This window comes from Stappia sp. P2PMeth1, from assembly GCF_900185735.1.
Classification (GTDB): domain Bacteria; phylum Pseudomonadota; class Alphaproteobacteria; order Rhizobiales; family Stappiaceae; genus Stappia.
The window spans coordinates 538,607-561,399 of the sequence record NZ_FYAW01000022.1 but is presented as its reverse complement, the minus strand read 5'-3'; the positions used below and the strand labels follow the sequence as shown (position 1 = coordinate 561,399).

The 22,793-nt window shown below is 68.2% G+C and carries 19 protein-coding genes; 14 read left to right on the top strand and 5 right to left on the bottom strand.

The features are described from left to right. Nucleotides 1–110 precede the first annotated feature (110 nt). The 5 genes from P2PM1_RS18165 to P2PM1_RS18145 all read left to right on the top strand — a co-directional run bounded on the left by P2PM1_RS18165 (nucleotide 111) and on the right by P2PM1_RS18145 (nucleotide 6,409). The gene (locus P2PM1_RS18165; RefSeq protein ID WP_371328929.1) at nucleotides 111–359 is read left to right on the top strand and encodes a DUF1674 domain-containing protein; all 249 of its coding nucleotides are present in this window, start codon (nucleotides 111–113) and stop codon (nucleotides 357–359) included. Nucleotides 360–556: 197 nt separating this feature from the next. Then, a complete protein-coding gene (locus P2PM1_RS18160) occupies nucleotides 557–1,774 on the top strand; it encodes an aminotransferase class I/II-fold pyridoxal phosphate-dependent enzyme (RefSeq protein ID WP_186400003.1) in 1,218 nt (405 codons plus the stop codon). A gap of 3 nt (nucleotides 1,775–1,777) precedes the next feature. Continuing rightward, complete coding sequence (locus P2PM1_RS18155) at nucleotides 1,778–4,576, top strand: DNA translocase FtsK (RefSeq protein WP_186400002.1); 2,799 nt, start codon at nucleotides 1,778–1,780, stop codon at nucleotides 4,574–4,576. Nucleotides 4,577–4,709: 133 nt separating this feature from the next. Beyond that, a complete protein-coding gene (locus P2PM1_RS18150; protein ID WP_186400001.1) occupies nucleotides 4,710–5,351 on the top strand; it encodes an outer-membrane lipoprotein carrier protein LolA in 642 nt (213 codons plus the stop codon). Between the two features lie 32 nt (nucleotides 5,352–5,383). Next, nucleotides 5,384–6,409, top strand: coding sequence for an ATP-dependent carboxylate-amine ligase (locus tag P2PM1_RS18145; RefSeq protein ID WP_186400000.1), 1,026 nt, complete (start codon nucleotides 5,384–5,386; stop codon nucleotides 6,407–6,409). A gap of 543 nt (nucleotides 6,410–6,952) precedes the next feature. Here P2PM1_RS18145 and acnA read toward each other — a convergent pair. Continuing rightward, nucleotides 6,953–9,703, bottom strand: a complete 2,751-nt coding sequence (acnA, locus tag P2PM1_RS18140; RefSeq protein WP_186399999.1) for an aconitate hydratase AcnA — start codon at nucleotides 9,701–9,703, stop codon at nucleotides 6,953–6,955. A gap of 408 nt (nucleotides 9,704–10,111) precedes the next feature. Here acnA and ccmA point away from each other — a divergent pair, with 408 nt between their 5' ends. The 7 genes from ccmA to P2PM1_RS18105 all read left to right on the top strand — a co-directional run bounded on the left by ccmA (nucleotide 10,112) and on the right by P2PM1_RS18105 (nucleotide 14,933). Continuing rightward, entirely contained in the window at nucleotides 10,112–10,738 is a 627-nt protein-coding gene (gene ccmA / locus P2PM1_RS18135; protein WP_186399998.1) for a heme ABC exporter ATP-binding protein CcmA, read from the top strand. Continuing rightward, nucleotides 10,735–11,424, top strand: a complete 690-nt coding sequence (gene ccmB, locus P2PM1_RS18130) for a heme exporter protein CcmB (protein WP_186399997.1) — start codon at nucleotides 10,735–10,737, stop codon at nucleotides 11,422–11,424. Before ccmA ends, ccmB begins: the two co-directional genes overlap by 4 nt. Before the next feature lie 65 nt (nucleotides 11,425–11,489). After that, the gene (locus P2PM1_RS18125) at nucleotides 11,490–12,248 is read left to right on the top strand and encodes a heme ABC transporter permease (RefSeq protein ID WP_186399996.1); all 759 of its coding nucleotides are present in this window, start codon (nucleotides 11,490–11,492) and stop codon (nucleotides 12,246–12,248) included. After that, on the top strand, nucleotides 12,245–12,442 hold the full coding sequence (gene ccmD, locus P2PM1_RS18120; protein WP_186399995.1) for a heme exporter protein CcmD: 198 nt from the start codon (nucleotides 12,245–12,247) through the stop codon (nucleotides 12,440–12,442). The genes P2PM1_RS18125 and ccmD overlap by 4 nt, the downstream gene beginning before the upstream one ends. Next, nucleotides 12,439–13,068 carry a DsbE family thiol:disulfide interchange protein gene (locus P2PM1_RS18115; protein WP_186399994.1) on the top strand — a complete coding sequence of 210 codons (630 nt, stop codon included), beginning with the start codon at nucleotides 12,439–12,441 and terminating at the stop codon, nucleotides 13,066–13,068. The genes ccmD and P2PM1_RS18115 overlap by 4 nt, the downstream gene beginning before the upstream one ends. Before the next feature lie 140 nt (nucleotides 13,069–13,208). Then, nucleotides 13,209–13,946 carry a thioredoxin family protein gene (locus P2PM1_RS18110; RefSeq protein WP_208985322.1) on the top strand — a complete coding sequence of 246 codons (738 nt, stop codon included), beginning with the start codon at nucleotides 13,209–13,211 and terminating at the stop codon, nucleotides 13,944–13,946. A gap of 99 nt (nucleotides 13,947–14,045) precedes the next feature. Next, on the top strand, nucleotides 14,046–14,933 hold the full coding sequence (locus P2PM1_RS18105; protein ID WP_186385968.1) for a cation diffusion facilitator family transporter: 888 nt from the start codon (nucleotides 14,046–14,048) through the stop codon (nucleotides 14,931–14,933). Nucleotides 14,934–16,112: 1,179 nt separating this feature from the next. Here P2PM1_RS18105 and P2PM1_RS18100 read toward each other — a convergent pair. Next, a complete protein-coding gene (locus P2PM1_RS18100) occupies nucleotides 16,113–17,312 on the bottom strand; it encodes a response regulator (RefSeq protein WP_186399993.1) in 1,200 nt (399 codons plus the stop codon). 126 nt (nucleotides 17,313–17,438) lie between these two features. Between P2PM1_RS18100 and P2PM1_RS18095 the strand changes: the two genes are divergently transcribed. Further along, entirely contained in the window at nucleotides 17,439–18,392 is a 954-nt protein-coding gene (locus P2PM1_RS18095; protein WP_186399992.1) for an AEC family transporter, read from the top strand. Between the two features lie 4 nt (nucleotides 18,393–18,396). Here the strand turns inward: P2PM1_RS18095 and gluQRS are convergent, their stop codons facing one another. Together gluQRS and P2PM1_RS18085 are read right to left on the bottom strand one after the other, a co-directional pair. After that, nucleotides 18,397–19,290, bottom strand: coding sequence for a tRNA glutamyl-Q(34) synthetase GluQRS (gene gluQRS, locus P2PM1_RS18090; protein ID WP_186399991.1), 894 nt, complete (start codon nucleotides 19,288–19,290; stop codon nucleotides 18,397–18,399). A gap of 491 nt (nucleotides 19,291–19,781) precedes the next feature. After that, a complete protein-coding gene (locus P2PM1_RS18085; protein ID WP_186399990.1) occupies nucleotides 19,782–20,615 on the bottom strand; it encodes a pentapeptide repeat-containing protein in 834 nt (277 codons plus the stop codon). A gap of 122 nt (nucleotides 20,616–20,737) precedes the next feature. Between P2PM1_RS18085 and P2PM1_RS18080 the strand changes: the two genes are divergently transcribed. Continuing rightward, a complete protein-coding gene (locus P2PM1_RS18080; RefSeq protein ID WP_244301552.1) occupies nucleotides 20,738–21,286 on the top strand; it encodes a L,D-transpeptidase in 549 nt (182 codons plus the stop codon). Between the two features lie 485 nt (nucleotides 21,287–21,771). Here P2PM1_RS18080 and P2PM1_RS18075 read toward each other — a convergent pair whose 3' ends face one another. Next, the gene (locus P2PM1_RS18075; protein WP_186385973.1) at nucleotides 21,772–22,788 is read right to left on the bottom strand and encodes a patatin-like phospholipase family protein; all 1,017 of its coding nucleotides are present in this window, start codon (nucleotides 22,786–22,788) and stop codon (nucleotides 21,772–21,774) included. Between the last annotated feature and the right edge of the window lie 5 nt (nucleotides 22,789–22,793).

Here is a 22,793-nt window from a genome sequence, read left to right as displayed (position 1 = left end):
GCCGCTTCGCTCCTATATGTTGGCGCGGCGCGGCATTCTGCAAGAGAGCAACGCGAGCCCACCGCAGGACGGCGGCCGAAACGGCCGGCCCGGACCGGAGCACGACGACAATGACCGAGACCAAAGACACCGCCATGACCGCGCCGCAGGGCGCCGCAAACGATGACGCGGCGCCGCCGGCCCGCCGCTTCGAGGATCTGCCGCCGGCCGCCCAGCGGGCGCTGCAGGAGGCCGAGGCGCGCCGCCGCGAGATCGACGCCAAGGGCGAGACCCTGCCGCGCGAGATCGACGGGCGCGGCGGGCTGGAGCCGACCCGCTACGAGGACTGGGAGATCAAGGGCATTGCCTGCGATTTCTGACTGCGGTGCAAAACGTCGGCGGCGCGGCTGTTTCCGGCTTGGTTAATGAGGGATTTACCATCGGCGCATAGGCTTGGCGACGCAGCCGGTCCTCCGTCCGCCGCGCCCTGACGGGCCGCGGCACGGTCGGCCTGACGTCAACAGGCCGGGAAGGCCGCCGCAGGGCCGGCGGCGTCCCGGTGAATGGTTCGAGCCGAATGTCTTCTGACGCCGCCCCCAAGGCCGCAAGGTCTTCGTCCCTGCCTTCCGCGAATCCGTTCGAGCGGCTGGCGGAGCTGATCGCCGACCTCACGCCGGGCATGGATCCCGTCGTGATGACCATCGGCGAGCCGCGCCATGCCGTGCCCGATTTCGTCGCTCCGATCCTGGCCCGGTCGATCGGCGACTTCAGCCGCTATCCCAATATTCGCGGCACCGACGCCTTTCGCGCCGCGGTCGGCGCCTGGCTCGACCGCCGCTACCGCCTCGGCGGCACGCTGGATGTCGGGCGCGGCATCCTGCCGCTGAACGGCTCGCGTGAGGGGCTGACCTTCGCCGCGCTCGGCGCCCGCGATTATCTGGCAAAAGTCGCTGCCCCCCCGGCGGTGCTGATGCCCAACCCGTTCTACCAGACCTATGCCGCCGGCGCCCATGTCGCGGGGGCCGAGCTGGTGGCGCTCGACGCGAGCGCCGGTACCGGCTTCCTGCCCGACCTCGAGACCCTGTCGCCGGACCTGCTCGACCGCACCATCGCCTTCTACTACGCCTCGCCGGCCAACCCGCAGGGCGTCGCCGCCGATCTGGAAACCTGGAAAGAGGTGATTCGCCTCGCCCGCCGCCATCGTTTCCTGGTGATCGCCGACGAGTGCTATTCGGAGATCTACCGCGACGCGCCGCCCGCCGGCGTGCTGGAGGCCGCCCATGCCCTGGGCGAGGGCTTCGCCAACGTCGTCAGCATCAATTCGCTGTCGAAGCGCTCGAACCTTGCCGGCCTGCGCGTCGGCTTTGCCGCCGGCGATGCGGCGTTCCTGGACGCCTGGGCGCGCTTTCGCGGGCTGGCGGCGCCGCAGGTCTCCATGCCGCTGCAGGCGGTGGCGGCCGAAGCCTTCGCCGACGAGGCGCATGTGATCGAGAACCGCCGGCTCTACAACGCGAAATTCGACGTGGCGCAGCGCCTGCTGGCGCCGCTGTTCGGCGCCGTCGTACCGCCAGCCGGCTTCTTCCTGTGGCTCGACGTCGCCCGCTGGGGCGGCGGCGTCGCGGTGACCCGCCGTCTGTGGGCCGAGGCCGGCGTCAAGGTGCTGCCGGGCGCCTATCTGGCGCTGGACGGGGCCTCCAGCAATCCGGGCGCGGATTACATCCGCATCGCCCTCGTCGACGACGTGACGACCATCGAGCGGGCCCTGGCCCGCGTGGTTGCGGTACTGGGAGACTAGAGGATGCGTCGCGCCACACCGTTGAGAAGCGGCCGCGCCGCCGCGCTCGGCCTCGAGGACACCGAGGCGCCGCTCAAGCGCTTCGTCAAGCGCAACCTGATCGGTGCCGCCGGCCTCGCGCTGATCGCGCTCTGCGCCGCGCTCGCCGCCGCGCTCGCCACCTGGTCGACCGGCGACCCGAGCCTCAGCCACGCCACCTCCGCGCCGGTGCGCAACGCGCTCGGCCAGCCCGGCGCAATCATCGCCGATATGTTCATGCAGGCGATCGGCCTCGCCTCCGCCGTGTTCCTGATCCCCGTGGTGCTGTGGGGCTGGCGCCTGGTCGCCGCCCGCGCCACCCGCATCGCCATCCGCCGCATCGTCTTCTGGGGCCTCGGCACGCTGCTGGCCGCCGGGGCGCTCGCCGCCCTGCCCGTCCCCGCGAGCTGGCCGCTGCCGACCGGCCTTGGCGGCTTCCTCGGCGATTTCGTCCACCGCCTGCCTGCACTGTTGACCCATGATCTGACCGACGGCATGGCGATGATCGCCGGCACGCTCGGCCTCGGCGTTCCGGCGGCGATCTTCATGCTGCGCGCCGCCGGCTGGCTCGGCCGCGACCCCGAGCCGGTGCGCGCGCCGCTGCCCGAGCCTTCGCACCATGCCCGCTCGGTCGGCGCGGTGCCGGATTTCGGCGACGAGGACGACGACGAGGACGCGGGCGAGAGCCGCTTCGGCGCCTTGCGAGGCGCCGTGACCCATTGGGGCCTGCTGGCCCGCGCCAATGCCCGCCGCCTGCTCGGCCGACGCGCCGCCCCGCGCCGGACCTCCGACCCCTATGACGATGCCTTCATCGACGAGGACGGCGAGGACTGGACCGAGGCTGAGGGCGCGGAGGAGGACGAGGATCCGGTCGGCCGCCGCGGCGGCTTCTCCGCCCTGCGCCGCCGCCTTGCCAGCAAGCTGCTGCCCAGGGAAGACGACGGGCTCGATGCCTTCTACGACGGCAACGCCCCGGCCGAACCGGCCTACGACGATGGCTATGACGCCGACCCGCGCATGTTCCACGACCCGGACGAGGACGCGGAGGACGACGACGTCACCATCGACGATCTGCCGGACCTCGACGAGGACGGGCCGCTCGACGAATTGTCGACGCCGCTGCCGCGCGCCATTGCTGGCCCAGTCAGCCGCGGACCGGCCGCGCAGATCGCCAGCCGCGTGGTGCCGCCGGCCGGCCGTCCCAAGCCCGGCCGCCGCGCCACCGAGGAGGCGCAGCCCTCCTTCTTGCGCAACCCGGCCGTCTATGAATTGCCGCCGCTGCACCTGCTCGCCGAGCCGAAGACCGCCGGCAAGCAGGCCGCCGTCAACACCGACGCGCTGGAGCAGAATGCCCGCATTCTGGAAGGGGTGCTGGAGGATTTCGGCGTGCGCGGCGAGATCATCGAGGTCCGTCCCGGCCCGGTCGTCACCCTTTACGAGCTGGAGCCGGCGCCCGGCATCAAGTCGAGCCGCGTCATCGGCCTTGCCGACGACATCGCCCGCTCGATGAGCGCCATCTCCGCCCGCGTCGCGGTGATCCCGGGCAAGAACGCCATCGGCATCGAGCTGCCGAACCAGCGCCGCGAGATGGTGTTCCTGCGCGAGTTGCTGGCCGCCACCGACTACGAGAAGACCAAGGCCAAGCTGGCCTTGACGCTCGGCAAGACCATCGGCGGCGAGCCGGTGATCGCCGACCTTGCGCGCATGCCGCACCTGCTCGTTGCCGGCACCACCGGCTCGGGCAAGTCGGTCGCCATCAACACCATGATCCTGTCGCTGCTCTACCGGCTGGAGCCGTCGCAGTGCAAGCTGATCATGATCGATCCCAAGATGCTGGAACTGTCGATCTATGACGGCATCCCGCATCTTCTGACGCCGGTCGTCACCGACCCGAAGAAGGCCGTCGTCGCGCTCAAGTGGACCGTCCGCGAGATGGAGGAGCGCTACAAGAAGATGTCGAAGATGGGCGTGCGCAACATCGACGGCTACAACACCCGCGTCGCCCAGGCGCTGGAAAAGGGCGAGGTCTTCAATCGCACGGTGCAGACCGGCTTCGACCGCAACACCGGCGAGCCGATCTTCGAGAACGAGGAACTGCCGCTGGAGACGATGCCCTATATCGTCGTCATCGTCGACGAGATGGCCGACCTGATGATGGTCGCCGGCAAGGACATCGAGGGCGCCATCCAGCGCCTGGCGCAGATGGCCCGTGCCGCCGGCATCCACCTGATCATGGCGACCCAGCGCCCGTCGGTGGACGTCATCACCGGCACGATCAAGGCCAACTTCCCGACCCGCATCTCCTTCCAGGTGACCTCGAAGATCGACAGCCGCACCATTCTCGGCGAGCAGGGCGCCGAGCAGCTTCTCGGCCAGGGCGACATGCTCTACATGGCCGGCGGCGGCCGCATCCAGCGCGTCCACGGCCCCTTCGTCTCCGACGAGGAGGTGGAGGACATCGTCAGCCACCTGAAGCGCCAGGGCACGCCGCAATATCTCGAGGCGGTGACGGAAGAGGACGAGGGGGGCGAGGGCCCCTATGACGCGCTCGCCGGCGGCGGTGGCGGCGACGACGACGGCAACGACCTTTACGACAAGGCGGTCGCCGTGGTGCTGCGCGACAAGAAGGCCTCGACCTCCTACATCCAGCGGCGCCTGTCGATCGGCTACAACCGCGCCGCCTCGATCATCGAGCGGATGGAGCGCGAGGGGCTGGTCGGTGCCGCCAACCATGCCGGCAAGCGCGAGATCCTGGTGCAGAACGGCGTCGAGGACGATTATTGACGTCGCGGAGCAGGTGGATGCGGTCCGTCGCAACTTTGCCACAGCCGCCTGCTAGCGCATCCTGACAAAGCGCATTCTGACAATGATGGCGGCGCACCGCGCCCCGCCAGACCGAGCCGACGGAGCCGTTTCGATGACCAGCATCGCCCGCCGCACCCTGCTTGCCCTTGCCGCCGCCGGCGCGCTGGCCCTTGCCGGTCTCGCGCCGGCTGCGGCCGCGCTCGATTCGCAGCAGAAGACCAAGCTCGCCGAGGTGAATTCCTACTTCAACTCGGTGAAGACCATGCATGGCGACTTCATCCAGTTCGGGCCCAATGGCGAGCGGGCGGAAGGCAAGTTCTACCTCGCCCGGCCGGGCAAGATCCGCTTCTACTACAACCCGCCGGCCAAGGTGGACATCGTCGCCGACGGCAAGTCGGTCTCGGTCAAGGACCGCAAGCTCGCCACCCAGGACATCTGGCCGCTGAAGGAGACGCCGCTGCGCTTCCTGCTCGCCGACCGGATCAACCTGGAGGCCGATGCGCAGGTCGCCAGCGTCTCGGTCGAGCCGGATCTGGTCACCGTCGTGCTGGCCGACAGTTCCACCTTCGGCACCGGCAAGCTGACGCTGATCTTCGATGCCTCGACCACCGAGCTGAAGCAGTGGACGGTGACCGACGCGCAGGGCTACGACACCTCCGTGGCGATCTACAACACCACGGTGAACGGGCCGACCAACCCGACGCTGTTCACCATCGACTACAACGCCAACACCATGCAGCGCCGCGGCAAGTAAGGCGGGGCGCGCGTTCGACAGGCGCTTTTCGCGTGAACACAGCCGAGGCGACGGCGCGACGGCCGGTCTTCGTCGAGATCCTCGAGCGCCTCGCCGCGCAGCGCGGCGCGCGCATCGAGACCGAGCCGCTCTACGGCTATGCCGGCGTGGTGATCGACGCCGCCGGCCGCCGGCATCTCTTCAAGGGCACCCATTTCGACATCAACCGGGCGGGCGCCGCCGCCCTTGCCCGCGACAAGGACTATGCCGCCCGCTTCCTGGCCGCCGCCGGCCTCGCCACCCCGCGTGGGCTTCTGCTGCACGGGGCGCGCCGCACGGCCCAGCTCGCCCTGAAGAACCCGTCGGTCGCGCAGCGCCTGCCGGACCGCACGGCGGCCCGCGCCTTCGCCGACGAGGTCGGCTATCCGGTTTTCGTCAAGCCGAACGAGGGCTCGGAAGGCGACGGGGTCACCCGCGTCGGCGATGCCGCCGGCCTCGACCTTGCCCTCGACGCGCTGCTGGCGCTGCATGACCGGGTGCTGGTGCAGCAGGCGGTCCCCGGCGAGGACCTGCGCATCGTCGTACTCGACGGAAAGGTCAAGGCCGCCTTTGCCCGGCGCCCTCTTTCCGTCACCGGCGACGGCGTCAGCCCGCTCTCCACGCTGATCGCCGCCCGCCTTGCGGACTTCGCCAGCGGCGGCAAGGGCGCGCGCATCGCCGGCGACGACCCCCGCATCCTCGGCGAACTCGCGGCCTGCGGCCTGACGCCGGACAGCGTCCCCGCGGCAGGCAGGACCGTCGCCCTGCTCGCCAACGCGAACCTCTCCACCGGCGGCAGCGCCAGCGACATCACCGACACGCTCGCGCCCGCCGCGGCGGACGCCGCGATCCGCGCCGCCGCCGCGCTCGGCCTGCGCTTTGCCGGCGTCGATCTGCTCGTGGAGCCCGCTTCGCCGCCGGTGGTGCTGGAGGTCAACGCCGCCCCCGGCCTTGCCTATTTCCACCGCATGGGCGCGCAGGCCGCCGCCCGCGTCGAGGCGATCTATGCCGACCTGCTGGACGCGCTGCTGGCGTCCTGAAGTCCTTCGGCACCGCCCGCCCCCTTCCACTGCGTCATCAACTCACAGTGTTGAGCTGGTCTCCCAGTCCGGCATTGAAGAGGGCGACGATCTCTGGCAAGTCGCCAAGGAAAGCACTTCGTCCGCCCCACCCACAGAGTGTCGTCCCGGTTTCGGCGCAGCCGAAGACCGGGAACCAGTAACCCCGAACGGTTCGGCTCAGGTCGTAAAGTTGCCGCCGCAAGGCCGGAGGTTGCCGCCTTCGTGCCACCATCCGACCCAGCGGATACTGGACGCCTGCCTCCGCAGGCGTGACGGCGGAGGAGGTGGCAAAGGCCTTCCCGCCTCGCGCCTCCCTCACGGCGCACACACCTCTCCACGTTATCCCGCAAGCACAGCCCTCTCCCCGCGTCTTCCCGGGCAAGCGAAGCGCGGCCGGGGAGGACGCGAGGAAAGGCATCAACCTCCCCAAAAGCAAAGGGCCGGCGAATGCCGGCCCTTCTGTTCTTTTGCGTGGCGTCCGGAAAACCGCGCCAGACGGCCGTCAGACCGCGTTCCTGCGGATCACGACGTGACGAGGTTGCGCAGCACGTAGTGCAGGATGCCGCCGGCGCGGACATATTCCAGCTCGTCCACCGTATCGATGCGGCACAGCACCTCGATGGTCTTGCTGGTGCCGTCGGCATACTCCACCAGGATGTCGACCATCTGGCGCGGCTTGAGATCGGCAACGCCCTTGATCGTCACCCGCTCGGTGCCGGTGATGCCGTGCGACTGCCAGCTCTCGCCTTCCTTGAAGGTGAAGGGCAGCACGCCCATGCCGACCAGGTTGGAGCGGTGGATACGCTCGAAGGACTGGGCGATCACGGCGCGCACGCCGAGCAGGCGGGTGCCCTTGGCGGCCCAGTCACGCGACGAGCCGGTGCCGTATTCCTTGCCGGCGAAGATGACGAGCGGCGTGCCCGCCTCCTTGTAGTCCATCGCCGCGTCGTAGATCCACTTCTGCTCGCCATCCTTCATGGTGACGCCGCCTTCGACGCCCGGCACCATCTGGTTCTTGATGCGAATGTTGGCGAAGGTGCCGCGCATCATCACCTGGTGGTTGCCGCGACGGGCGCCGTAGGAGTTGAAGTCCTTCTTGGCGACCTGGTGCTCCAGCAGGTAGACGCCGGCCGGCGCCTCCGCCTTGATCGAGCCGGCCGGCGAGATGTGGTCGGTGGTGATGGAGTCCAGGAACAGGCCCAGCACCGCCGCGCTCTCGATGTCCTCGAGCGGCTTCGGCTCCATGGTCATGTCTTCGAAATAGGGCGGGTTGGCCACATAGGTCGAGTTCATCGGCCACTTGTAGGTCATGCCGCCCTCGACCTTGATCGCCTGCCAGTGCTCGTCGCCCTTGAAGACGTCGGAATAGCGCTCGCGGAACATCTCCTCGGTGATCGAGGAGCGGATCAGGTCGGTGATCTCCTGGTTGGTCGGCCAGATGTCCTTCAGGTAGACCGGGTTGCCGTCCTGGTCCTCGCCGAGCGGATCCTCCGCCACGTTGACGAACAGGGAGCCGGCGATCGCATAGGCGACGACCAGCGGCGGCGAGGCGAGGTAGTTCGCCCGCACGTCCGGATTGACGCGGCCCTCGAAGTTGCGGTTGCCCGACAGCACCGAACAGACCACCAGGTCGTTCTCGTTGACGGCCTCGGAGATCGCCGGGTCGAGCGGACCGGAATTGCCGATGCAGGTGGTACAGCCATAGCCGGCCAAGTTGAAGCCGAGCGCGTCGAGATCGGCCTGCACGCCGGCCTTCTTCAGATAGTCGGTGACCACCTGCGAGCCGGGGGCGAGCGAGGTCTTCACCCACGGCTTGACCTTGAGGCCCTTCTTCAGCGCGTTGCGGGCGACGAGGCCGGCGCCGATCAGCACCGACGGATTGGAGGTGTTGGTGCAGGAGGTGATCGCCGCGATCACCACGTCGCCATCGGCGAGGCCATGGCTCTTGCCGTTGACGTCGTAACGCTGGCGCGCCCGTCCGGTGACGCCGGTGGCGCCTTCATCGACATAGCGCGATTCGCCGCGCGATTCGGGCAGGGTCGAGGGGTCCTTGCTGCCGCCCTTGATCTCGTCGAGGGCAACGGCGAACTTCTCGGCCGCCTCGTCGAGCGCGACGCGGTCCTGCGGGCGCTTCGGGCCGGCGAGCGAGGGCACGACGGTGGAGATGTCGAGTTCCAGCGTGTCGGTGAACACCGGCTCGGCAGCATCGGAGGTGCGGAACATGCCCTGCGCCTTGGCATAGGCCTCGACCAGGGCGACGCGCTCGGGGTCGCGGCCTGTCGAGCGCAGATATTCCAGCGTGTCCTCGTCAACGGGGAAGAAGCCGCAGGTCGCGCCGTATTCCGGCGCCATGTTGGCGATGGTCGCCGCGTCCTCGAGGCTGAGATTGTCGAGGCCGGGGCCGTAGAACTCGACGAACTTGCCGACCACGCCCTTCTTGCGCAGCATCTCGACGACGCGCAGCACCAGGTCGGTGGCGGTGATGCCCTCGCTCAGCTTGCCGGTCAGCTTGAAGCCGATGACCTCGGGGATCAGCATGGAGATCGGCTGGCCGAGCATCGCCGCCTCGGCCTCGATGCCGCCGACGCCCCAGCCCAGAACGGCGAGGCCGTTGACCATCGTCGTGTGGCTATCGGTGCCCACCAGCGTGTCCGGATAGGCGAGGGTCTCGCCGTCCTCGTCCTTGGTCCACACGGTCTGGCCGAGATATTCCAGGTTGACCTGGTGGCAGATGCCGGTTCCCGGCGGCACGGCGCGGAAATTGTCGAAGGCCGACTGGCCCCAGCGCAGGAACTCGTAGCGCTCGCCGTTGCGCTCGTATTCCAGCTCGACATTCTTGGTGAAGGCGTCCTGGGTGCCGAAATAGTCGATCATCACCGAGTGGTCGATGACCAGGTCGACCGGGACCAGCGGGTTGATCTTCTTCGGGTCGCCGCCGAGCTTGACGGCCGCGTCGCGCATCGCCGCAAGGTCGACGACCGCCGGCACGCCGGTGAAGTCCTGCATCAACACGCGCGCCGGACGGTAGGAGATCTCGTGCTCGGAGGTGCGGGTCACCAGCCACTTGGCGACGGCGCGGATGTCGTCCGCGGTCACCGTGCGGTTGTCCTCGAAGCGCAGCAGGTTCTCCAGCACCACCTTGAGCGAATAGGGGAGCCTGGACACGCCCTCCAGTCCGTTCTTCTCCGCCTCGGGAAGGGAGAAATAGGTGTAGGTCTTGTCACCGACCTGGAGCGTCTTCCTGGCCTTGAAGCTGTCGAGTGATTTGGTCACGGCTGGCGGTCCCCTTGTTGTCCTCGGGCGGCAGCGGCCCCATGGCCGCGTCACACCCAACGAATGCGCATCCCCGGCGGAAAGCGTCGTCTTGGGATACGCCGCCGGCCGGGTTTGCCGTCTCGCGTCTGCGGGCACTTGAGCGTGTCCGCGTGCGGGTTGGCGCCCGTATAGCGAATTTCCGCGCGCGGGGCCAGCGGTTAGCGGCGCGATCTGTCTCGTCATTATGGCGAGGTCAAGCGCCGTCCCGTCAGCCGGCAGCGACGGATTGCCGCTTGATCGCCGCCGGCCTGCATGCCATGCCTCGTCCTGCCGGGCGGACCATCCGTCCGGCCGAGAAAACCGCCGCCGCCGGCAGCCCGCGGCCCGGCACATGCAGCAGATCCGGGGCAGCAGATCCGGGGGCCGATGCGTCTTCTTGCCGAACAGCTCGCCTGCGACCGTGGCGGCCGCAGGGTTTTCGCCGGCCTTTCGCTTGCCGTTGCCAGCGGCGAGGCCATGGCGATCACCGGACCGAACGGGGTCGGCAAGTCGAGCCTGCTGCGCCTGCTCGCCGGCCTCGTGCCGCCGGCGGAGGGCGCGGTGCGGGTGGAGAACGGCGACGGCGAGGCCGAGCCGCACGAGCACTGCCACTATGCCGGCCATCTCGACGCGGTGAAGCCGGGCCTGTCGGTGACCGAGAACCTTGCCTTCTGGCGCGACTTCCTGGCCGGCCTGCCGGCGCTCGGCGGACTTCCCCCGCGGTCTCCGCAAGCAGCCCTCGACCTGCTCGGCATCGGCCACACCGCCGATCTTCCGGCCGCCTATCTCTCCGCCGGCCAGCGCCGCCGGCTGGCACTGGCCCGGCTGCTGACCATCCCGCGCCCGGTCTGGCTGCTCGACGAGCCGACCGCCGCGCTCGACGCCGCCTCCGAGGCGATGCTCTGCGACCTGATGAACGAACACCGCGCCGGCGGCGGCATGATCCTCGCCGCCACCCACCAGCCGCTCGCCCTCGACGGGCTGCTGAAGCTGCGCCTGGAGGCTCCCGAATGAGCGGCCAGGACACGCCGCGCGGCTGGCTCGCCGCCCTCTTCGCCCGCGAACTGCGCCTGTCGCTGCGCTCGGGCGGCGGCGCGCTGATCGGCGTGCTGTTCTTCCTCGCCGTGGTCACGGTCATTCCCTTCGGCGTCGGCCCGGATCTCAACCTGCTCGCCCGCATCGGCCCGGCGGTGCTGTGGATCGGTGCCCTGCTCGCCACCCTGCTCGGCCTCGACCGGCTGTTCCAGGCCGACCGCGACGACGGCTCGCTCGACCTGGTGCTGATGGCCGGGCGACCGCTGGAGATCGTCGTCCTCGTCAAGTGCCTCGCCCATTGGACCGGCACCGGCCTGCCGCTGGTCGCCGCGGTCCCGGTGCTGGCGATCTTCCTCAACCTGGAGCCGCTGGCGATCGGCGCGGTGACGCTGACGCTGGCCGTCGGCACCCCGGCGCTGACCCTGATCGGCGCGGTCGGGGCGGCGCTGACCGTCAGCCTGCGCCGCGGCGGGCTGCTGCTGGCCGTGCTGGTCGTGCCGTTCTCGATCCCCGTGCTGATTTTCGGCGTCAGCGCGGCCGGTGCGGCGGTGAGCGAGCCGGCCCCGTTCCTGGCGCCGTTCCTCTACCTGTGCGCAATGACCCTGATCACCGCCGTGGTCGGACCGTTTGCCGCTGCGGCAGCGCTGCGCTTCTCCTCCGACTGAGCGAAGACCAAGGTGTCGCATTCTCCCCGATTGAAAGCGGGACGCGGCCACACTAGAACAGTTCCATGGGACTGATGGATCTTGCCAACCCGACGCGCTTCATGGCGTTCTCCGCCCGGCTGCTGCCGTGGCTGGGCGCGACCTGCGCGCTCGCCTTCGCCGCCGGCCTCTACATGACCTTCTTCGTCGCGCCGGACGATTACCAGCAGGGCGCCACGGTCAAGATCATGTTCCTGCATGTGCCGGCCGCCTGGCTCGCCATGATGTGCTACTCGATCATGGCGGTGTCCTCGCTCGGCACCCTGGTGTGGAAGCACCCGCTCGCCGACGTCTCGGCCCGGGCCGCCGCCCCGATCGGCGCCGCCTTCACCTTCCTGTCGCTGGTCACCGGCTCGCTGTGGGGCAAGCCGATGTGGGGCACTTACTGGGTCTGGGACGCGCGGCTGACCTCGGTGCTGGTGCTCTTCGTCATGTATCTCGGGCTGATCGCCCTCTGGCGGACGATGGACGACCCGATCCGCGCCGGCAAGGCGGCCGCGATCCTGACGCTCGTCGGCGCGGTTAACCTGCCGATCATCAAGTTTTCCGTCGACTGGTGGAACACGCTGCACCAGCCGGCCAGCGTCATCCGCCTGGATGGCCCGACCATCCATCCGACCATCCTCTGGCCGTTGCTGACCATGGCGCTCGCCTTCACCCTGCTGTTCGTGATCCTGCACCTGCTGGCGATGCGCAACGAGATCCTGCGCCGCCGCCTGCGCACGCTGCAGCTCGGAACCGCCAGCGCCCGTGTCGCCACTGCCGCACCGCAGGCCGCCGAATGACCGAACTTCTCGACCTCGGGCCCCATGCGGGCTTCATTCTCACCTGCTACGCGATCACGCTGGCGACCATCGGCGGCCTGTTCGCCTGGCTCGCCGCCGACCGGTCGCGGCTGACCAGCGCCCTGGCCAAGCTGGAGGCGGAGGGGGTGCGCCGCCGCTCGTCGCGAGGCGGTTCGGCCGGAGAGCCGACATGAGCGCCACCGGAAGCGGAGCGGGCGGCGAGCGGACGGAGGGCGATCCCGCCCCGCGTCGCCGCGTGCCCTTGCTGGCCTTGCTGCCGCTGGTGGTGTTCGGCCTGCTGTCGGCGCTCTTCCTGGTGCAGTTGCTCAGCGGCAAGGATGCCTCGCAGGTTCCCTCCGCGCTGATCGACAAGCCGGCGCCGGAGTTCGACCTGCCGCCGGTGCCCGATCTCACCGATGGCGGCCAGCCGGTGCCCGGCGTTGCCCGCGCCGATCTTCTCGGCACGGTCAGCGTCGTCAATGTCTTCGCCTCCTGGTGCGTGCCCTGCCGCCAGGAACACCCGCTGCTGGAGGATCTCGCCCGCTCCGGCAAGGCGCAGATGATCGGCATCAACTACAAGGACAAGCCGGAAAACGCCCGCCGCTTCCTCGGCACGCTCGGCAATCCTTACGCGCGCGTCGGCGCCGACGACAACGGCCGCGCCGCGATCGACTGGGGCGTCTATGGCGTGCCCGAGACCTTCATCGTCGATGCCACCGGCACCATCCGCTACAAGTTCATCGGCCCGCTGTCGCCGCAGAGCTACCGCGAGGTGTTCCTGCCGCAGCTCGAACAGGTGCTGGCGAGCCCGGGCGGCTGAGCCGCAAGCCGCATGTCCGTTCCCGATTGCGTGATCTCAAGCCCTCGTGAGTGGCCTTCGCCGGCGCGCGCCCCTATTGTTCGGCTCACAGGCTGCGGCACCCGCGGCGGGTGTTCCCCAACCCTTGGGCCTTTCGCGACATGACCAGATCCCCGATGCGGGCGCCACGACACGTTCTTCTGTCCCTGCTCCTGCTCCTGGCGGCCGCCGGCCCGGGCGCGCAGGCCGGCGAGCAGCGCGCCGTCGTCGAGCTGTTCACCAGCCAGGGCTGCTCCTCCTGCCCGCCGGCCGACAAGCTGATGGGCGAGCTCAGCCGGCGCGGCGACCTCGTCGCCCTCACCTATCCGGTGGATTACTGGGATTATCTCGGCTGGCGCGACACGCTGGCCTCGCCCGGCCACAGCGCCCGTCAGCGCGCCTATGCGGAGGCGCGCGGCGACCGTGCCGTCTACACCCCGCAGGTCGTCATCAACGGCGCCAGACATGTGGTCGGCAGCGACCGGGAGGCGATCGACCGCGAGCTCGAGCGCCAGGCGCCGCTGCCCGTCACCGTCGACCTGACCCGGTCGGGCGATCTGGTCGAGGTGCGTGTCGACGGCGCCTTGCCGGCGGATGCGAAGATGGCGACGGTCTATTTCGTCTTCATCTCCCGCCCGATCGAGGTGGAGATCGACCGCGGCGAGAATGTCGGCCGGCAGATCACCTATCACCAGGTGGTGCGCGACATCCGCGCCGTCGGCATGTGGGAGGGGGGACCTGCCGTCTTCCGCCTGCCCGCCAGCGAGATGCGCAAGGCCAAGGCCGGTCAATGCGCCGTGCTGGTGCAGGTCGAGGAGGCCGGCCGGCCGGGCGCGATCCTCGGCGCGGCGATCAACTGAGCGGCGCGCAACCGAGGTTTGTCTTGGCGGAAAAAACGGGTTAGGGCTTTGCCCGCAATCGGGGTCCCGACCCCGTTTTACCCGCGAGGCTGCCCTGCCATGACCCTTCGCCTGCGTGTCGCGCTCGCCAGCATCTTCGTCGGCATCGCCGTCCTCGGGCTGAAATACCTGGCCTATCGCTGGACCGGGTCGGTGGCGCTCTATTCCGACGCGCTCGAATCGGTGGTCAATGTCGCCTCGGCGATCGCCGCCTTCCTCGCCGTCTGGTTCGCGGCAAAGCCGGCCGACAGCAACCACCCCTATGGCCACCACAAGGCGGAATACATGGCGGCCGTGCTGGTCGGCGTGCTGATCGTGCTCGCCGCCCTGTCGATCGGCCACGAGGCCTGGAAGAGCTATCTCGACCCGCAGCCGGTCGAGTTCACGCCGGAAGGCCTCGGCGTCAACGCGCTCGCCACCGTGCTCAACGGCCTCTGGGCCACCGTGCTGGTGCGCATCGGCCGCAGCCATCGCTCCATGGCGCTGGTCGCCGACGGCAAGCATCTTTACACCGACGTGTGGTCCTCCCTCGGCGTGCTGGCCGGCGTGGTGCTGGTGATGCTGACCGGCATTCGCGAGCTCGATTCGCTGCTCGCCGCGCTGGTGGCGCTCAACATCCTGTGGTCGGGCTGGGGCTTGATGAAGGAATCGCTCGGCGGGTTGATGGACGAGGCCGTCGCCCCGGCGCTGCAGGAGCGCATCCGCGAGGTCATTTCCACCTCCGGCGACGGCGCCCTGGAGGCGCATGACCTGCGCACCCGCTCCGCCGGCCATGTCATCTTCGTCGATTTCCACCTGGTGGTGCCGGCCGACATGACCGTCGAGCGCGCCCATGACATCTGCGACCGGATCGAGGAAGCGATCTCCCGCGACGTGCCGGGCGCGCGCACGACCATCCATGTCGAGCCCGAGCACAAGGCCAAGCACACCGGCATCGTGGTGATCTGACGGGTTTCGCGCCGGGACGGCGCCCGGCTCAGCCGGCGCGCGCGGCGATCGCCCGGTCGAGGGCGGAGAACAGCGCCGCCGGCAGCACCGGCTTTTCCAGCAGCAGGTCGAAGCCCGACGGCCCCTCGCGCTCCTCCTAAGGTTGAGTTGAGACCCGGAGTCTGCGCACTATACAAACAGCTATCATCGGCTGCGGTAGACTTCTTTCGTGCAGGGGGCGGGAATGGAGAATTATAGCCAAAGCCGCCGAAATTACATCTCCCAGGTGTGAAGAATGATTGTAATCTTCGAACGGGCTGCCTTCAAATCGAAGTTGTTTGCATGTTTCTTGGCTTTTCATTCATGCTTTGCAACGGCAAGCGCCTTGGCTGCGGATAATGTTGAATTTAAGTTGCAATTTCTAAACGAGGAAAAAGAAGTAAATCCGAGATTGGATTTGAGTTACATACTTAGCAAATGTTCTGATGGTGACAACGGATACGTATTCGTTCGGCTTCGTAGTGGGCGAGCGTTCGCAGTTCCTCTAGATCGCATATCGATTTTCAAACAAGAGATTGTGGAGCCGGCGGAGATTCAAGCGAATAACCTTGCCCCCCCCGGATGTAAAGATAACCCGTTTTACGTGAAGCTAATCAATTTACGAATTAAGAGCCGGGAATTTGGTGACTATATAGTAATATTATCGGATTCCCCGGGGATATTAATGCTTTACAACTCAACGGCCAGAGGATTCGAGCGCCTCTGCAGAAAATACCCCTCGAACAAGAAATTAATGAAAGGCATCACTGCGTGTTATGGGGTGGGAGAAGGAAATAGATCTATAGCCCTTTATAGAACAGATCCCGTTGTTCATAGTTCAAATTCAAACCCGATCTATTCGACTTGCCCCGCTGCTATGCATAAGGATGGTGCAAGGCTCCATTGTACCGTCTGGTACATGTATGATGAATTTTTTGGCGTTCGCTATAGATATCATGAGACAAATATAACGCCAGATAAATTCATCAAATTCGACCAATCCATTCAGTCGCAAGTTGGCTCCGTAAGGTATCCCGAAATCGACGTGACGAAACCACGAGATTAAAATCCTAGATTATACGTGCGCAACTAGCAGAACTATGCCCCGGCGGATCATTGCCCGAACGGACGCGGTTTCCGGGACAATTATGAGTCCACGACCTATCCCGCCCGCCCCGCGATCGCCCGGTCGAGGGCGGAGAACAGCGCCGCCGGCAGCACCGGCTTTTCCAGCAGCAGGTCGAAGCCGGAAAACCGCTCCCGGTCCCGGTCCGTCAGGCTGGCGGCGGTGATGCCGAGCACCGGCAGCCCGGCAAAGCGTGCCTGCGCCCGGATCGCCGCCAGCGTCTCGACCCCGTCCATCACCGGCATATTGATGTCGAGCAGCACCGCGTCGACCGGCTCGCGGGCGAGCAGGTCCAGCGCCTCCTGTCCGCCGGACGCCAGCAGCGTGTCGCAGCCGAAGGCGCCGAGCATCGCCTCCATCATTTTCCGATTGGCCTCGTTGTCGTCGACCACCAGCAGCCGCCGGCGCACCAGGCAGCGGATGTTGGGCGCCTCGCGCCGCATCGCCCCCCCACTCGCCTTTCCGTCCAGGCCATCCCTCGCGCCCTCCCTGGTATTGTCGCCCACGCTCTGCCGCGCGGCGCCGCCGTCGAAGGGCAGCAGCGGCAGGCGCAGGCGGAACCGGCTGCCCTTCGGCGAGCTCTCGGCCAGCTCCAGCCGGCCGCCCTGGGCGACCGCCAGCCGGCTGGCGCTCCACAGGCCGAGGCCGCTGCCCGTCGCCGTGTCGCGCGCCCGCGCGCCGCGCCGGCGGGCGCGGAACAGCAGATCCCGTTCCTCGTCGACGATGCCGATGCCGGTGTCGGCAAGGCTCAGCTCCAGTTCCGCCGCCCCGTCCTCGCCCGCCACGCACGCGGTGAGCGAGATCCCGCCCACCGCCGTGTATTTCAGCGCATTGTCATAGAGCACGGAGAGGATGCGGCGCAGTGCCAGCGGATCGGCGACCCGGTAGCGCGACAGCTCGGCGGCGATCTCGTGGCGCTCAGTAAGGCCGCGCATCTTGGCGTCGGCGGAAAACAGGTCGCAGACCGAGGCGATGTCCGAGGCGGCATCCCGCGCCCCCGCGCCGCCCGGATCGGCGCCGGCAAGGCCCTGCGTCGTCATCGACAGCAGCGCGTCGATCGCCATTTCCAGGGTCCTCAGCGCCGAGGCCTGGCGCTGGGTGGTGGGATCGGCGCCGATCAGTTCGGCGGCCGTGCGCATCGCCGACAGCGGCGTGCGCAGGTCGTGCAGCAGCACCGCCAGCCGGTCGACGCCCTCGTCCTCCCCTCCGGGTCCCGCTGCGCTCGTTCCGACCATGGCGCCGCCTTTCCTCGCCTTCGCACGCGGCCCATGGTGCCCGACCTGCCGGGCAAATCAAGCGAACATGGCGGGCATGCTTGACAGCGACTTGTCGACGCACCTTTGGCGTGCGAAACAGCCGTCATGGTCGACCAGATCCTTTCCATCGTGCTGCCGGTCTTCGCGCTGATCGGCGTCGGATATGCCGCCGCCCGCTTCGGCATCCTCGAGGCCAAGGTGGGCGACGCGCTCGGCCAGTTCATCTATGTCATCGCGATCCCGGTGCTGATCTTCCGCACGCTGGCGACGAGCTCGCTCGACGGCGTCTCGCCCTGGGGCTTCTGGATCTCCTATTTCACCGGCGTCGCCGTGACCTGGACGCTCGGCACGCTGATCGTCCGCCGCCTGTTCGGGCGCGAGGCGCGCGCCGGCGTCATCGCCGGCATCAGCGCCGCCTTCGCCAACACGGTGCTGGTCGGCATCCCGCTGATCACCGCGATCCATGGCGACGAGGGGCTGGTGCCGCTCTTCGTGCTGATCTCGGTGCACCTGCCGGTGCTGACCGTGGTCTGTGCCGTGCTGATGGAACGCGCGGCGGTGCTCGACGGCACCCAGGCGGCGAAGCCGCTCGGCGAACTGCTGGCCGGCATCGCCCGCAACCTTGCCACCAATCCGATCGTCATCGGCATTGTCGCCGGCGGCCTCTGGCGGATGACCGGCCTGCCGGTCTCGGGCGTCTTCGCCGACGTGCTGTCGCGCATCGCCAGCGCCGCCATCCCCGTCGCCCTGTTCTCGCTCGGCATGAGCATGGTCGCCTATGGCATTCGCGGCAATCTCGCCCCCGGCCTGCTGCTCAGCCTGCTGAAGATCGGCGTGATGCCGGCGGTGGTCTATCTGATGGCCGCCCATGTGGTGCATCTGCCGCCGCTCTGGGTTTCGGTGGCAACGCTCACCGCCGCCTGCCCGACCGGCATCAACGCCTTCCTCTTCGCCAACCGCTATGGCACCGGCCATGCCATGTCGGCGAATTCGATCACCCTGACGACCGGCCTCGCCGTCGTCTCCACCGTGCTGTGGATGGCCTTCCTCGGGCTTTGAGGCGTCAGGCGTCGGGATCGAGCCCGATCCGTCGCCGGATGTCGTCGGGCGTCGCGCCGCGCGCCCGCAACTCGGCGAGCGCGGTGTCGCCCTGCGACTTCGACAGCTTGCGCCCGTCCGCGTCCAGGATCAGCCGGTGGTGACGGTAGAGCGGCTCGGGCAGGCCGAGCAGCACCTGCAGCAGCCGGTGCACCGCGGTTGCCTCATAAAGGTCGCGCCCGCGCACCACATGGGTCACCCCCTGCCGCGCGTCATCGACCACCACCGACAGGTGATAGCTGGTCGGCGTGTCCTTGCGGGCCAGCACCACGTCGCCCCAGCGCGCCGGATCGGCGGCGAGCCGGCTTGGTGCCCCCCGCGCCTCGTCGTCCGGCAGTTCCTGCCAGGTGAGCGGCGCCTTGCAGCGGCCGAGCGCCGCCCGCATGTCGAGCCGCAGCGCGAAGGGCGCCCCTTGCGCCGCGCGTGCGGCGATCTCGGCCGGGCTCAGCACCGCCTCGTCGCCCGGATAGAGCGGCGCCCCGTCGGGATCGCAGGGCCAGGGCGCGCCGCGCTCCTCTTCCAGCCGCGCCACCGCGCGGGCGATCTCGCCGCGGGTGAGAAAGGTCTTGCGCAACAGCCCCATGGCCGACAGCCGGTCGAGCGCTGCCCGATAGTCGGAAAAATGCTCCGACTGCCGGCGCACCGGCCGTTCCCAGTCGAGCCCGAGCCAGGCGAGATCCTCCAGCACCCCGGCTTCGAGCTCCGGCGTGCAGCGGGCAGCGTCGATGTCCTCGATGCGGACCAAGAGCCGGCCGCCGAGCGCCCTCGCCATCCGCGCATTGAGCAGCGCGGACAGGGCATGGCCGAGATGCAGGCGGCCGTTGGGCGAGGGGGCGAAGCGCAGGACGGGTCGGCTCATGGCGTGATCTTGTTGGCGATCGCAGCCGCCGCGTCAATCTTCCCGCGAAGGCGCGCGTCCGCCTCGCCCACGCATCGCCCTCTCCCGGCGTCCTCCCGGACGAGGCCGCAAGGCCGAAGATCCGGGACCGGAGAGCCGGGGGCGATTGCGGCAACGCTCCGGAACCACCCCACGACCGCAGTGCCTCCCCGGTCACGGGTCGCGCGATGCTCGCCCGGAATGACGCATCGAGAGGGTGGAGCAGAGACAATATCTGCCGAGGTTGCCAATGGCTCCCGGCTCTGCGCTTGCGCGCGGCCGGGATTGACCTCCGAGAGGGAGGAATCGCCTCGCATCCTCTCCGAGGTCACCCCGGGCAAGCGCAGCGCGACCCGGGGCCTATTGGTTGCCAGAGCGGCGGCGAAGGCACACCGGCGCACACCCCACGCCTTAGCGGTCCTCGTCGTCCCAAAGGACCGCCTCAGCGGTCCTTGTCATCCCAAAGGACCGCCTCAGCGGTCCTTGTCATCCATGTCGCTGCAGGTCTTGAGCGCGATGCCGGCGGGCAGCTTCGTCGTCGCATCGCCGCAGGCCCCGACCATGCGCGCCCCGTCGAGGCCGCGCGCGCCCGTCAGGTCGGCGCCGACCAGCCGGGTCCGGCGCATCAGGGCACCATCGAGATTGGCGCCGGAGAGATTGGCGCCGGTGAGATCGGCGCTGGAAAAATGCGCGCCGCTCAGGTCGGCGCCCTGGAAATTGGCGCCCACCGCGCTGACCCGGTCGAAATCGCCATAGGACACCCGGACCCCGGCAAGGTTGGCTCCGGTCAGGTTGGCGCGCTCCAGATTGGCGCTGTCCATCTTCGCCTTGCTGAAATCGGCGCCCTCGGCCGAGATGCGGATGAGCAGCGCCTGACGCAGGTCCACCCCGACCAGGCTCGCGCCCTCCAGGTTGACCTCGATCAGGTCGGCATTGCGCAGATCCGCGCCGTCGAGCCTTGCACCCGTCAGCACCGCCTTTTCCAGGTCGACGCCGCGCATCGATCCGCCCGTCAGGTCGGCACCGGCCAGGTTGGCCCGCTCCATCTCCGTCCGGCGCAGGTCCGCGCCCTTGAGATTGGCGCCGGTCAGCACGGATTCCTTGAGGTCCGCCTCGCGCAGGTTGGTTCGCTCCAGCATCGCGCTGTCGATGGCAAGGCCGCGCAGTTCCGACAGGCGCAGGTCGCAGCCGGCGCATTCGCCGCTGCGCTTCAGCCGCTCCACATCGGTCTCCGCCAGCGCCTGGCCGGCGGCCATCAGCGCGGCGAAGGCGAGCGCGCATTGCAGTCCGCCACTTGATCTTGTCATCTCGAACCTCTCCCGTCGGCCCGGCGCCTCTCCCGTTCCTGACAGGTAAGGCCATTCGGCCGGCAATTTAAGGGCATCTTCCGATATTTCGCTGTTAATATCCTGGGGATGGATGGGCCGGAATGTCGCAGCCGAACCTTGAGGAAGACATGAGGCAACTTGCCGGCAAGACTTCGCCGACGAGCGCCCGGCGGCCTGGGGCAGAGGCCCTGCGCGCCGCTGTGCCGGCCGTCTTTCGAGCACGCTCTCTGCTGCTCTTCCTCATGCTCTTCCTGGCCACCTCCCTGGCCTTGACGCCGCCGGCCGCGGCGGCCGACATCACCGCCCGCATCGATCTGTCCGACCAGCGCATGCGCGTCTACAGGAACGGCGTCGAGATCCACGACTGGCCGGTGTCCACCGCCCGGCGCGGCTACCGCACGCCGGTCGGCAGTTTCCGTCCCGGCCGCATGTATCGCCGCTATTTCTCCAGCAGGTATCACGGCTCGCCGATGCCGCATGCGATCTTCTTTCACGGCGGCTATGCCATCCACGGCACCACCGAGATCCGCAATCTCGGCCGCCCCGCCTCCCACGGCTGCGTCCGCCTGCATCCCGACAATGCCCGCCGCCTGTTCGAACTGATCCTGGAGACCGGCAAACAGAATGCGCGAATCGTCATCACGCGGTAACCTTTACCGGCGATGGCCGGCCGGGCCGGTTGCGCAAGCGACTGGACTTGGGGAATAATCATCGGACGTTGCAGCCGTCACGGCGCCTTGCGCAGATCTCGGCAGTCGCAATCCGGAGCATGAAGCTCATGTGTCCGGATGAGATGCTGGCGGGACGGATGCTGGCGGGACGAAGGAAGACAGCGGGGTCGCATTTGCCGCCTTCCCTCGTCCGCCAATCGCTGACGACGCACAACCTGACTATCAGCGTGCCAATGATGGAGCAAAACCCTTGCCAAATCGTTGGCACGCTGGTTTTCGCAGATCTGGTGCGCGCACCCTTCCCGAGCCCAAGATATCGCCCCCGTTAACGGGTCGCTAACCGATCCTGCGACGCATTCCGCGAGGCGAAGCGCGAAGCCGGTTAAGACCGGTTAACGAAGCGCGGAAAATGCCGGCCGGGTCGCGGCTCGTCCCCCGTCCGGCGAATCACCCGGGACGGTGCCTCACAGGAATTCGGTGCGCAGATCGACGCTGGAGCGCGTGCCGACCGCCTCGTAATTCTCATCCGCCCAGTCCTGCGCCGCCTTGCGGCCGATGTCGCGCAGATGCGTCAGGAAGCGCCATTCCGCGTTGACCTTGGACGAGGCCTGCAGCGGGTTCAGCTCCACCGCCGAGATCCGGTGCATATGGACCTTCTGATAGTGCTTCAGGTCGAGCTTGCCGTCCTCGATCAGCCGGGTGACGAACTCGATCGCGCGCATCTCGCGCAGCAGCGTCGAGTTGAAGGTGATCTCGTTGAGCCGGTTGAGGATCTCGCGCGCCGTGCGCGGCGTCTCCTTGCGCTCCACCGGGTTGATCTGCACCAGCACCGTGTCGCTGGTGCCGGTCGTGCCGAACAGCGGGAACAGCGGCGGGTTGCCCATGTAGCCGCCGTCCCAATAGGGCACGCCGTCGATCTCCACCGCCTGGAACAGATGCGGCAGGCAGGCCGAGGCCATCACCGCGTCGAGCGTGATCTCGCCGTCGGAAAACACCTTGATCTTGCCCGACTGCACATTGGTGGCGCTGACGAAGACCTTGATCCGGTCGCAGGCGCGCACCGCCTCGAAATCCACCGCCTTCGCCACCACGTCGCGCAGCGGGTTGATGTTGAGCGGGTTGAACTCGTAAGGCGAGGCGAAGCGCGAGGCGATGTCAAAGGCGAGATAGCTCGGCGACATGTCGAGGCTCCATTGCCCCATGATGATGTCGATCGGCGAGCGCCGCAGCGGGCTCAGCCAGGCCTGGTCGCTGACCGCCTTCCAGAACTTTTCCAGCGCCTCGCGCGCCCCCTCCTCGCCGCCCTTGTGGAAGCCGTCGGCCAGCACCACCGCATTCATCGCCCCGGCCGAGGTGCCGCTGATCCCCTCGATGACGAAACGGTTGCTTTCCAGCATCCAGTCGAGCACGCCCCAGGTGAAGGCGCCATGCGCGCCGCCGCCCTGCAGGGCGAGGTTGATCGGCTTGGGGCCTTTGCTCATCGGTT